This window comes from Sulfidibacter corallicola, from assembly GCF_017498545.1.
GTDB lineage: Bacteria > Acidobacteriota > Holophagae > Acanthopleuribacterales > Acanthopleuribacteraceae > Sulfidibacter > Sulfidibacter corallicola.
In genome coordinates this window covers 4,411,032-4,424,443 of the sequence record NZ_CP071793.1, presented here as the reverse complement: position 1 = coordinate 4,424,443, position 13,412 = coordinate 4,411,032, and the positions used below count along the sequence as shown (strand labels likewise).

The 13,412-nt window shown below is 59.0% G+C and carries 1 protein-coding gene; it reads right to left on the bottom strand.

Going from position 1 to position 13,412, the window contains the following annotated elements; genetic code table 11:
- Window positions 1–18: 18 nt before the first annotated feature.
- Entirely contained in the window at window positions 19–13,377 is a 13,359-nt protein-coding gene (locus J3U87_RS13235) for an SDR family NAD(P)-dependent oxidoreductase (protein WP_237383520.1), read from the bottom strand.
- Window positions 13,378–13,412 lie beyond the last annotated feature (35 nt).

Here is a 13,412-nt window from a genome sequence, read left to right as displayed (position 1 = left end):
GTCGTTTCCATGTGCCGGTCAGGGCGAGGTCTGAGCGGGTTCGGTCTTTAAGAATTCGGACAACAGGTGGACGGTTGAGAAGTCGATGAACCATTGGGGCTTGATCGGGCGGTTTAGCTTGCGCTCCAAATGAAGCGAGATCTGCGTGGCCGCAATCGAGTCCATGCCGCAGTCCTGGAAGGATTGATGCTCGCCGAGTTTGTCGAGCTTCAAGATCTCCTGCACGGTTTGCCGAACGCAGTCGGCGATGCTCTGGGTCTTGGCTTCGGTCTTGGGCTTTTGATCTTCGGGAAACAACAGCGTGTAAATCCGGTGGATGGTCTCGGGGTCCAGGCGGTTCATCTCGTCAAAGTCGATCACGTCGGTGATCGACGTGACCGAAATCGTGCGACCTTCACGCTGTTGCCGCTCCAACTCGGTCAGGAGGTTCCGTAACTCGGGGGAGGGGTGCACCACGTTCGTGCCGCCAAGGCCGAAGCGCATGCGGACCTTGGCCGGATCGGCGGCGACCATGACGCCGAGCACCGGCTCCTCGCTGGAAAAACCCGCTTCGATGTGTGACCAGTCCCGGTTCATGTCGATCAACTCGAAACCCGCGTCGCGCATGCGCTGATCTCTGTTTTGCGGCAGGTAGCGATCCACCGTCCAGGGACCCCAACATTGCGAGATCGTGGCACCGGACCGGATGCCCTGTTTGCGCAGTTCGTTGCGGTGCACGGCGAATGCGTTTTGGAAGGCCGTGGCGTAGCCGTAATCCGCAGAGCCGCGAATGCCGAAGGCGGCGAGGGAGGAGAACATCACGAAGAAATCGAGCGGTTCAGCGGCGGTGAGTTCGTCCAAGTGACGGGTGCCGTCGACTTTGGCTCCAATCACGCGGTTAAAGGACGCCCAATCTTTTTGGATGATGGGTTGATCTTCCACCAACCGCGCCAGGTGAATCACGCCGTTGATGGCGTCGACCTCGCGTTTGATGGCGGCGAAGGTCTGTTGCAGGGCACGGCGATCCGTGATGTCCACGGCATGAAAATGAACAGCGCCGCCAAGGTCGCGGATGCGGCTGCATTGGTCGCGTTTGGCGTCATCCAGAGCGCCGCGCGCCAGGATTACGAGGGTGGCTTGATACCGCTTGGCCAACTCGAAGCACAACCGTTCGCCCAAGGGTCCCAATCCACCGGCAACGAGGTAGGTGGCCTTGGACCGGAACGGACTATGCGTCGTTTGGTCGGGCGGTAACTCGGTCAACGCATGGGTCAGGCGCTCGGTGTTCTGGTAGCGAACGAAGGTCGCGGGGGCCTTCGGTTCATGAGAAAGCCATTCCGTCAGCAGCAGTTGATGCGCGGGGTAACCCGCCTCACCGTAGCGACCGATGCAGTGCCACACGTGTCGATGCTGCTCCAGCATCGCGGACTTCATGAACCCGGATAGGGCTTCGTTTTCCGGATGTGGTTGTGAGGCGTCGGATTCGTAGAGGTAGAAGAGATCGATTGGGTCCGTTGGGAACCGCTTCATGAGCCCTTGACTGAGTTGGAAGACCGAGCGCAGATCGTTTTGACCCTGTCCGGCGCCCAACCACAGAACCACCGCGGGTGTGTCCACCCATAATTCGAGGTCCAGCTCGTCGATGTTTTGGGTTAGGATGCGCGGCGCTTCCGACATTTGGGAAATCAGTTGGAGTTGCTGAAATAACGCCAAAAACGCTTGCTTGTGGTTGTCATCGCGATAAAAAAGGTAGGCGACTTTCCCCGCGTAGCGTGCCAGCCGCGCATGCCAATCCACGTCCAGGGAAAGCGGCTGCTTGCGCCACTGCTCCTTGAAGGAGAGCCATTGTTTCGAGGGGACGATTGAAGCGGGTGGCCTTGGCAATTCGGTTTTGCGGGGGTCGGGTTTCCAGTAGCGTTGTTTGAGAAACGGATAGGTCGGCAGGCTGATGCGCCGCGGCTTGGCGTCCCCATAGAGCCGTTCCCAATCGATCGCAAATCCCTTGACCCAAAACGCCAGGAGTTTTCCGTATTTTTTCCGTTCGATCCACTTGGCCACGGCTTCCTGCAACGCATCGTCGTTTGAATAAGCGGCCAAACTGTCCGCGTCGCCATGACCTCGATAGCAATCCTCGATAGAGTCGTCGCCAGCCTGGAATTGCGCCAATCGGTCGATGAGTTCCTGGGCCGAGGAGACGATGAGACCCATGCGGTGTTCCATGGCTTCGCGACCGACTTGCAGCGTAAAGGCAAGGTTCTGAAGCGCTTGCGGACCCCCAAAGCGATTCGGATCAGTGAGGTGATCGTGCAGGTTTTTGACGATCGCTTTGAGACGGTCCTCCGATTTGGCCGAGAGCACGATCAAGACCTTCGTGTTTTCGGGCGGGGCGGCGACCGTCTCCGTTTGGTATTCCTCGATGATCAGGTGGGCGTTGGCGCCGCCGGCGCCGAAGGAAGAAAGCCCCGCCCTGCGCGGGACGATCCGGCCTCCGATCACCGGTCGCTGCCATGCCGCCGGTTCTTGTTGCACCCTGAACGGGGTATTGGCGAAATCGATGTTGGGATTCGGCGTCCGGGCGTGCAGCGAGGGCACGAGTTGGCCGTGTTTGAGTTGCAGCAACACTTTGGTCAGTCCGGCAATGCCCGCGGCGCTTTCGGTGTGACCGATGTTTGATTTCACGGAGCCGATGGCGCAGGTCGCGGTGCGTCGGTGACCGCGTTGCGCGTCGTCGCGGCTAAAGGCTTGGGTCAGTCCGGTGATTTCGATGGGATCGCCCAACGCGGTACCCGTGCCGTGGGCTTCAATGTACCCGATGGTACGGGCGGGGATTTCGGCCCGTTGCAGCGCGCCGAAGATCAAGTCGGCTTGAGCCTTGGGGTTGGGCACGGTGTAACCATTGGTTTTCCCGCCGCTGTTCAACATGCTCGCCTTGAGCACGCCGTAGATCTGGTCTCCGTCGGCAAGGGCCTTGTCCAGCGATTTGAGCACCAGCGCACCCACCCCCTCGCCATCGACAAACCCGTCCGCAGCGGCACCGAACGATTTGCATTGATCGGACGAGGAAAGCATGGTCAGGGCGCTCAGGCTTAAATAATGGCCGGGATGCAGGATCAGGTTGACGCCCCCGGCGATGGCGCAATCGCAGGTGCCTGCATATAAGCTTTCCAGCGCCAAATGAATCGCTGTCAGGGACGAAGAGCAGGCCGTGTCGACGGCCAAGCTGGGACCTTGAAAATCCAGCGTGTACGACACCCGGTTGGCAATCGAAGCGTAGTTGGGATTAAAGCCGTAGGCACTGTTCATCACACCGACAAACACACCGACCCTGCGCGTTTCCGAAAGATTGCGGGCCGTGTAGCCGGCGTCCTCGATGCTCGAATGAGCGACCTCCAGGAACAACCGTTCTTGGGGGTCCATTTGCTCGGCGTCGCGCGGGGAGATGTGGAAGAACAGGGGATCGAAACGATCGACCCCGTCGATGAATCCGCCCCAGCGAGTGTAGCTGAAGCCTGGTTTGCCGCGTTGTTCGTCGAACCAGGATCTCCAGTCCCAGCGATCCGCCGGGATTTCGGTAATGCAGTTCTTGCCGGACTTCAGGTTTTGCCAAAACTGGTGGAGATCCTCGGCCTGAGGATAGCGACCGCTCAGGCCGATCACCGCCACGTCGCGTGTTCGATCGCCTTGCGGCGGCTCCGACGGGGCTTCGACGATCCGTGGCTGCTCTGACTGTGCTTTGCCGATTCGCGGCTGTGCGGACTGGATGGGTTTGGGAGATGCAACACCGAGCCGCTTTTCCAAAGCTTCTCGTTGGGTGTCGATCAGGTGGTCGACCAGTGCGTCGATGGTCTGCACCTCGAAAAACAAGGTGCTGGAGATGTGGTCGAAATGCCGACGCATCAGCTCCGTAAGCTGGACTACCAGGATTGAATCGATGCCGTAGTCTTCCAGGGGACGGGCGGCATCGATCCGGTGACTCGCGAGGTTGAGGGTCTCGGCGACCAGCTTTTTGATCCAGGTCGTACTTTCTTCCCGCAGGGCTTCCAGGGATCGATCTCCCGAAGCCTGCTTGGGCGGTGGCGATGTTTGAGGCTTGGTCTCGATCGGGGCGACCTCGCGCGCCTGACGGATGAACCCGTCGCTCTCCGCGACGATGATTTGCTGGCCGATGTAGTGCGCGCTTTCGGCTGGGAACCGAACCGAGCGAAAGCCTTCCTCTTTCAGAATCCGAGCCCAGGTCTGCGGAGACAGGCCGGGACAGCCTGGCAGGCGCAGCTCGGCATCCTCATACAGCCACCAACCTTTTAAGAGCCCGAAGGTCAGGTGGTGAAGCGGCGTATTGACCGTCATTTCATTCAAGAGCAACAACCCGTTGCGGCGCAGCAGCGCTTTGGCGTTCCGCAAGGTGTTGCGCATGTTGGCCGTGGCATGCAAGACGTTGGACGCGATCACCAGATCGTAGGCGCCGACGTCGATCTGCTGTGCGGCAAGCGGCTTCTCCACATCGAAAATCTGGGTAGCGAGGTAGGGCGCATCAAAGGTTTTCTGGGCATGCAGTAAAAACGCCTGGGATAGGTCGGTGTAGCGATATTCGGCGATGTGCTTTTGAAAGGGAGCCAGTCGCGCCAGGAGCCCGCTGGTGGTGCCTCCGGTTCCCGCGCCAATTTCAAACAACCGGATGTTTGCGTCGGGATCGCAGCTGAGCCGAACCTGAAGGTAGTTGAGGACCCTGTCCGTCAGCACCGCGTTGTAGTAATCGGCGACGGGGTTGCCGTGGTAGATCCCTTCCACCAACGCCAAGGACGCGTTCGGGAACAGGATATCGGTCGCCTTGATTTCGCCGCCCAGGATTTCCGGCAGGTGGCGCAGACAGGGCTCGAGCAGAAGCAACCATTCATTCATGTGCTCGCGCCAACCTTGTTTCGACTGTTCCCACTGGGTCCACAGGGCGTCGAGCGCGGTCGCGGGCGTGTCTTCGATCATGAGGCGGGACGCTTCGAGCCAGCGCGAGTAGGCGGGAATGGGCGTGTTCACCAGCGGCAGGGTCGCGGCCAGGATTTTTAGGACCAAAGCCTCGACTTCTTCCTGCGGTCGGTCCGTCGGGATCGCGATCTCGCTTGGGGGACCCGCCATCGCACCCATCGCCGAAGCCGTGGTCGCTGGAAGAATTTCGGTCGATTCCCGAGCGGTCATGATCTCGAACGGCTTTGGTTTGAGGGTCTTGACCAAAGCCATTTGATCCAAAGGTGAACCCAGCAGCGCCTCCACCGCGGCCATGCCTTCTTCCGGTTCGATCGAACCGATTCCGGCGCGTGCCATCCGGTCGCGATGGGTCGCGTCGGCCACGACGCCGACGTTGCCCCAATAGCCCCAATTCATGACCTTGACCCGACAGGTCCACTGACGAGACAAATATTCGGCGAAGGCGTCCTTGAAGGTGCAGCCCGCGGCGTAGTTACTTTGGCCCGGCATTTTAAGAAAGGATTGCAGGGACGAGAAAAATAAAACGAAATCCAGCGCTTCCCCTTTGAATACCTCTGCCAGACAAAGGCTCACATCCACTTTGGCCGAGAGCCCGGCTTGAAAGCGCGTCTCATCCATCTTGGCAAGGCTGGCGTCCTGCAAGACGATTGCGGAGTGAATCACGCCGTGGATTCGGGGGTGTTCCTGCTTGATGGCCTGGTAGGCGGTTTCGAGCGAAGCCCGATCGGCCGCATCGGCCTGGAGGTAGGTCGGTGCCGGACCGAGCTGGGCCAGACGATCGATTTTGGCCTGAATGGCGTCGTCTTTTTGCCTGCGCCCGATCCAGAACACGCGGGCCTTGTATTTTTCGATGACCCAGTGGCTCCAAGCCTCGCCGAGACCGCCCGCGCCGCCGATCACCACGTAAACTCCGCGATATTTGTAAGGTGGGTGGTCCACCGCAGGGAGTCGCAGCGGCGCCAGGGCTCGTTGGAACCATCTGCCGTTGCGGTACACCAGCACGTCGTCGCGCTCCAGACAGAACATCTCTCGGACAGGCCAGTCTGCGTCTGCCTGCATATCCAACACGCGCACGCGCCAGTGGGGAACCTCTTTGGCCATTGAACCGGCCAGTCCGTGAACGCCCGCGTGGGCGGGGCGAGGGGTTTCGTGTTTTCCGACAGCACAGGTTTGAGTGGTGATCAGCGTCCAGCTCAAGCGATTGGCCTCAAAGCCTGAAGAGAGCAAAGCTTTGGCGATGCGAAACATGAACAAAACGCCCTGCTTCCGATCCTGGTTCCCCGAATCGTTGGGGGCGATCCAAACCAAGTGCTCCAGCGGTGATAGCGCCTGTAAGCGTTCTGACAACGACTCGATCATTTCCGCACCATCCAGGTCCAGCCATGTCGAGCAGGGATACACGTCGCGGACGGCAGCTCTTTGCTGCGGCGTTCCGCCGATGATCACCAGTTGATCGTTCTGTTCGCGCGTCGGAGGGGAAACCTCGTTCCAGACCGTGCTCAGGTTCAGCAACGTGCTCGGCTGTTGCGTGCCGGTTTCGGACCCCTCGAGAGATCGGGTGGCAAGGCCTTTCAAGGCCACACAAATTCGGCCCTGCTCGTCGCAAAGATCCAGGTCGAACGTCGTATTTCCCGCGCGCTTCGCGGGACGAAGCCATGCCCACAGCCTGGTCGGCAGCTTGCCCGTCACGATCAGTTCCTCAAGCGCGAAGGGCAGTCGTGGTGCGCTGACATCCGCGTCGTTCAACAGCGCGATGATCGCTTGCAACGCGGAATCCAAAAGGCAGGGATGCAGCAGGTAGGCATCCTGGGTTGGGTGTAACTCGGCAGGCAGCTCGATTCTGGCCAAAACCTGATGGCGACCCTGCAGGATTTCCTGGATTCCCTGGTGACCCGGGCCGTATTGCAGGCCGATCGCTTCAAAGGCAGCGTAGGTTTGTTCGGTCGAAAGGCGACCTTGGCTCATGTTGTCGCGCAACTCGTCCAGGTCCAGCGAAGCCTGTTCCGCCGGCACATCGAACATGGAGACCGAACCCTGACCATGCACGTCGCGGTGTTCCGAATCCGGCTCGGTCCGGGTATAGACCTGATAGTCAATGTCCTGGTTCTTTAGAACCAAGCCGATGTGAACCCGTTGAGGACTCGTGACGGTCAACGGGCTCAGCCAGTTGATGTTCTTCAACCGGAAGCCCTGGGCGTGCGCCGAGGTTCCGGTCGCCAGAGCCGCGGCGGCTACGGCCATTTCCAGGTAGGCCACACCAGGGAGTGTCTTTTGCCCCTGGACTTGATGATCCGCGAGGAAAAACTCGTCGCCCGTAAAGGTGGAACTGAAGCGCTGTTCTTGAAAAACGGCGGTGTTCTCATGAACCAGCGGATGCAGCCGTCGGCCCGCACTTACGCGCTTGGTTTTGCCCTGCGCGGGACGCTGGACTTCCCTGGCGAAGGGATAACTCGGCGCGGCGATGCGTCGCGGTTTTTCCTCTCCGTAAAGTCGGCGCCAATCGATCTTTAGCCCTTTCACCCAATGACGGAGCAAGGGGTCGTACGCGCGCCTTGCGATCCAAGTCGAAACGGTTTGTTGCAGATCCTCGGGAAAGGAAGCGGTTCCCTTGACCTGACCCTGATGCACCGCATCCGGTTTCTCGTCGAGAAAGTCCTGCAACGCCTTCACCAGTTCGTCTTTCGAGTGGGCCACCAGGCCCATGCGATGTTCCAGGGCGTCCCTGCCGACCTGGAGGGTGTAGGCAAGATCCGAAAGCTCGAGGTCGGGTTGCTCCTGAACAAAGGCCTGGAGGTTTTGTGCATAAACCTTCAAGCGTTCCTGGCTCTTGGCCGAGAGCGTGAGGGCCACCGGAGCGCTCGGCTGCGCGGCGCGCTTGTCCACGTGTTCCTGCAACACCATATGGGCGTTGGTGCCGCTAAATCCGAAGGAACTCACCGCGGCCAGACGCGTGCCGCGCCCATTGAGCGGCCAGTCTTTGAGCGCGGTATTCACATAAAAGGGGCTTGCTTCAAAATCGATGTGCTCATTGGCCTCGGAAAAGTGAATCGAGGGCGGAAGCCGGCGATGCTTCAAACTCAACAAGACCTTGATGACGCTCAACACGCCGGAGGCCGCGGTGGTGTGGCCGATATTGCCTTTGAGCGAGCCGATGGCGCAAAAACTCTTGTTCTGCGTGAACTTTCCAAAACTGTTTTGGAGTGCGTGAATCTCGATGGGATCGCCCAGCACGGTGGCGGTGCCGTGGGTTTCGATGTACTGAATGTCCTCGACCGGAATCTGGTGTTTGGTGTAGACGGTTTCCTCTAGCTGACTTTGCGATAGGAAACTGGGAACGGTGATACCGGTGGTCTGGCCGTCCTGGTTCACGCCGCTGCCACGGATTACCCCGTAGATGCGGTCGCCGTCGCGTTCGGCGTCCTGCAACCTTTTGAGGATCACGATGCCGATTCCGTCCCCGACCACCACGCCGTTGGCCCGCTTATCGAAGGGCCTGCATTCGCCGGTGGGCGAGAGCATGCCCGCGTGGTTCATGCGCACGAAGATTTCCGGCGTGTTGTAAATCGTCACGCCACCGGCAAGCGCCATGTCGATGTCGCCGTGTTTCAAATGCCGACAGGCCAAATCCATGGCCACCAGGGAAGAGGAACAGGCCGTGTTGATGGCCAAAGCCGGTCCGGTTAAATTGAGGAAATAAGCTGGCCGCGCGGACAATATGCTGGTTTCCGAACCAAGCATGGCGAAGTGGGAATGGGTGTGCACGTCGGACATGCCGCCCATCGAGCCGAGAAAGGTTCCTACCCTGCTGCTGTCCAGGCCGCTTGGTGCATAACCCGCGTCCTCCAGGGCTTTGTAACTTTCTTCCAAAACAAGTCGGTGGGCCGGATCGATGGTGGCCGCCTCAAGGGGCGACATATTGAAAAACAGCGGATCGAAGTACGCCAACCCGTCCATGCGACCGTAGCGGCGGGGCACCGGTTTCTGGGAATGGGCCTCGAAGTAGGCGAGCCAGTCGGGGTTGGTCATGTCTTGAATGCAGTCCTTGCCATGACGGATCAGATCCCAAAATTGGTCTTGATCCTGAGCGCCCGCACATCGGCAAGCCAGGCCGATGACCGCAATCTCGTCATGGGTTCGCGGGACCTCCGCTTTGGGTGGGGGCGGTCTTTCTGACTGCTTGGGTGCGGCGGCCAGAATGGCGGGGGCCATGGCGTCGAATGTGTTGAATTCAAAGACGATGCTCGTCGGCAAGTTGAGGTCGAATTCCCGGTTGATTTCTTCCAGCAATTCGACGGCGGTGATCGAGGTCACGCCTAACTCCGCAAAGGTCGCGGCGGCCTCCAGCGCTTCCCGATCAAATTTCAGAACCTGCATGAACATGGTTTGCAGCGCCGCTTTGACCTCTGCCACGTTTGCGTAGGTGTTGCCGGTCTTCTGCGCTTGCGGCTCGATGGGAACCGGCTTGGCGACCGGCGCACTCTTCTTCATGGAACCGGGGTGCAGCATCTCCTGCAGGGCATGGGCGTAGGGAATAGGTTCGGCCAGCTTCCTACGGTTCCGATCCACGCATTCCTGCATGCTGAGCGCATCGTTTTTCTCTAGTTTGATCAGGCAATAGCTGATCCAGTTCTTATTGAGCGCGTGAGATTGGTGCACGTAATTGGTGTAGGTGTCCCTAACGACCTTGGGGAAGCCTTGGATGTGTTGCTCGAACTCTGGATCGTAAAGAAAGTTGGCCACTTCCGGCGAAACATCGATCAGTTCGTCGATGATCAAACCGTGTCGCGACAGGAGTTCCACCCATTCCGCCTGAGTCGGAATGCTGATCTCCACATTTGGGTCGACAATCGCGCCACGCAAATTCGCCAAAAAATCCATCAGCAGGACTCGGCCGCCCGGCTTGAGCGAAGAAGAAATATTGCCGAACAAACCGTCTTTATTGCGAATGTGAAAACTGACTTCAATGCCGATGATCAGGTCGTACATGTCGGGAAAGCGGTCTTCGGCACTGTTTTTATGGAAAATTTTGGCGCGCGATCCCAGGTTGTGTTCGGCAATGCGTTTGTTGCCCAACTCGGCTTGATCCTTGGTGATCGTGAAGCCGTGGGTTCGCACGTGCGGGTAGCGTTTGGCGAACTGGATCACGTCGGTGCCGTGACCGCAACCAAAATCGAGAATGGTTTGAATCCGCTGGTAATCCTCTTTGTAAAACAGGACCCGGCGCATCTCGATCTGTTTTTCCCGAACGAAGTTCATTTCCTTTTGATACTTGGCAGGATTTAAGAAGATGCGCGTCAGGGAAAAGCCGGGAATTTTTTCGGGAAAGGGGCAGAAGGTCAGGTATTCCTCTTGATAATCGGCACCGCTTTCTCCAGCCCAAAAACTGTAGAACGCCACGGCCTGATTCTCATGAACAGGTGGTTGGGCCTGGTGGGGCAGCCAATAGGACTTTCCCGCAAACGGGTAGGTGGGCAGTGCCAGTTTGCGCACCGGCACGCCGTCGTAAAGGGGGGCCCAATCGAGTTCCACCCCGTCTACCCACCAGGCGGCCAGCTTGGGTAGGTCCGTTTGTGCGAAGGCGGTTTCGATCAGGCCCGGATCGAGTTTGGCGGGCGTTGGGGAAGCCGTTCCGCGATGGAACCCGACTGCTCGGTCTTCGGTGAAGGCTTTGAGTCCGTCGCGCAGTTCGGCCACATCCGAGACCACCAGCGCCAGACGCTCCCGCATGGCCTGTCGACCGGTGTGCAGGGTAAAAGCCAGGCTTTGAAGGTCCCCTGGGGTCGGTGTGTCGCATTGTAGGTGATCGTGCAGGTTGGCGGCGATTTGCTTCAAACGCGCTTCGGTTTTGGCCGAAACCGTGATCAGGACCGGCGTTCCCTGCCGGATCGGTTCTTGAACGGGCTCATCCAGGTATTCTTCCAGCAGAACGTGCGCGTTGGTGCCACCGACGCCGAACGAATTGACGCCTGCCCGGCGAGGAATGGGCCGGCCTCGCTCGTCCGTCAGGTTCTCCCAGGGCTGGGTTTCTTTGCAGACGAAAAACGGCGCGTCGCGAAGGTCGATCCTGGGGTTTACCGTGCGCAAACCCTTGATGCCCAAGATTTGCTTGTGCTTGAAGGCGAGCATGACCTTTAAGAGCATCGATACGCCGGAAGCCGCTTCAAGGTGGCCGATTGCCGATTTGACGCTGGTCACCGCGCAGGCTGTTCCGGACGGGGTCGTGCCGCGACGGGCGAAAGCTTCGGAAAATGCCTTTTTGAGGACCTTGGCCTCCACCACGTCGCCTTCCACGTAGCCGTTGGCGTGGGTTTCAATGTAGGTGATGGTGGCGGGGTCGACCGCCGCCGCTTCCCAGGCGTCCAAAATCACCTTGGTCTGAGATGCCACCTGGGGTGCGGTCAGCGACAGTGCGTTTTGGCTTTGATTGATGGCTGAACCTTTGACGACTGCCAAGATGTGGTCTCGATCCGCCTTGGCCAGGTCCAGTCGTTTCAAAATGAACGCGCCCGCGCCTTCTCCGCGCAGATAGCCTTTGGAATCCTTGTCGAAGGGCAGCGCACTTTGATCCTTTGCGAGCAGACCGTTCTTGTCGCGAACCTCGAAACCGTAGCGATGCAGTAGGACGTTCACGGCGCCGACCACGGCGCGATCGACTTCCCCGGACCGAATCAGGTTGGCGGCATGGTGCAGGGCGACCAGTGTCGTCGCGCACTCCGTGTTCATGGTTTGACAGGGTCCCGAGCTGTTCAACAATCTGGCGATTCGGTTCGCCGGCATGGAGGTTTCCAAACCGGTATAGTTCAGAGCTTCGACCTTGCCGTTCCCATCTTGGAAGAGTTGTTTGTAGTCCTGGTTGGATGAGCCGATCAGCACCGCCGTTCGATCGTTGGCAAAATCGACGATGGGGTTGGCGCTGTGTTCGACGGCCTGCCAGACGACTTGGAGCATCAGGCGTTGCTGCGGGTCCATCAGCTCCGCTTCTTTGGGCGATAGATTGAAAAACGCGGCGTCGAACTTGGCGACATCCTCCAACAGACCCGCATAAACGGGTTCCTCGCTTCCCGGTTCAACCCCCCAGCGCCGTTGTTTGATGTCCGAAAGCAGGTCTTTGTTTTCGAAAAGATTGCGCCAGAACGCCTCGGGGTCTGCCGAACCGGGCATGACACCCGCCATACCGATGATGGCAACCTGTTCGCGATCCGGTTTTTCGGTTGGGAAACCGTCCAGGACCACATGGCCGATCGTCCCTTGTTGCGAGATGCTGTCGAGTGCCACCCTTGAACGGCCTTTGAGCGAATGCACGGCTTGCAGTAGACCGCTCATGCCCGTGGTCATGGGATCGTCCACGGCCCGATAGGTCTGTGGTTTCACCGCCGAGGCCTGATTCCCGAAGGCCTGCCTGTAGGCTCGGGACAAAGGGTCGGGAACTGCGGCGGCCGAGGCATAAACGGCTTGAATCGACTCCGCTGGTATCTTCTTTTTGGCGTACAAGGCGCTGAGCGTTTGAGCGTGTACCGATTGCCGATTGTTTGGGTCGGCCTTTGAAATCGCGAGTCCTTTGATGATCGCGTGCACCGGGCGATCTTCCGCCAAAGCCGTCGTCAGCGGCTGCAACAGCACGGCACCGGCCGTGATCGTGTTTGGCGCCGCCACCTCTAGGGAGAGCACGATCGCTTGCAGCACGTGACCGGGTTCCACTGCCTTGACCGCGTTCAAGAGGGCGTGCGCCACGCTGCTTTCGCCGACATCCGTCCTTTGAACGTGGCGGAGCCCCAGTTCCGGCACGTCACGGGAACACGCCAGGAACAGGTGCGTCTCTTCCAGCGCTTGAACCGGGCGTTTGGAACCGGCCAGCAATTGAGCCAGCCGTTTTTGAAGCAACGCCTTCAGTCCGCTTGGTCCCTGGTGTCGGTGTCGCTCGACTTCCAGGAACCCGCTAATCACCGTTTGCGGTCGATCCTGGGCCGGGAACCCCAACAGTTCCTTGTAGGCCTGACCAAGATGGGCCTCGGAAAAGTTGGTTCCGAACATAAAGATGTAATTTTGGCGACAGGTTTCCGTGACGGTGATTTGGCCGTTCTCGATGGTGTATTTGGCATAGACAAAATTAGAGTGTTTGGGGTTGCCTTTGATGCTGGGGTGCCAGGTGTCCGCTACCCAACGAAACACGGCAAAAACCTGGTTACCGCGGACAAAGAGATCTTCCTCCGCGACGCTCAGATTCTTCACCGCTTTGCGAAGCAAAATGGCCCAGGTCTTCCACTCTTGGATGCCCTGTTTTTCTTCAAACCGTTTCCGGCCATCCTGCGTGATCAAGAAATTCTTGTGGATCACGCGCTCACTCATGACAGGTTCGATGGCGCGCAGGGGACGTTTCCCGGCGAACACGTCCAGCAAGGTTCGCACAAGGCGAATCATTTGATCTTCAGGGGATTCAGTGTGTGACATCGCCG

Excerpts from the sequence above, each read along its gene's own strand:
- J3U87_RS13235 (WP_237383520.1), bottom strand. The coding sequence starts at position 13,377 with ATGATTCGCCTTGTGCGAACCTTGCTGGACGTGTTCGCCGGGAAACGT.